The following is a 258-nucleotide window of genomic DNA, read 5'->3' on the forward strand; positions in this document are numbered from 1 at the left end:
TTGAATTGTATGGACTTAGCCGTATCCTCAAAATAAATCGGCTGCGTTTTATTGTCCCAATCACGGTGTTCTTGGGTAATCCCGTAACTAGAAGTGAAAGGCAAGGTTAGTTTGTGGCCATCGGGAAATATAATGTCAATTTGGTGGTGACTTTCTAATGAATTTGCAAAACCTGCAAGAGACTGTAAAACAGGCCAAAGTTTGTCACGATGAAAATAAAGTTGATAACTGTAATTCAAACCCATAGCCCATCACCTC

At 39.5% G+C, this 258-nt stretch carries 1 pseudogene; it reads right to left on the bottom strand.

The features are described from left to right. Positions 1-245: pseudogene (locus AC0QKW_RS00400) on the bottom strand (hypothetical protein); the annotation flags it as partial. Positions 246-258 lie beyond the last annotated feature (13 nt).

The organism is Pseudanabaena sp. PCC 9330 (assembly GCF_055795045.1).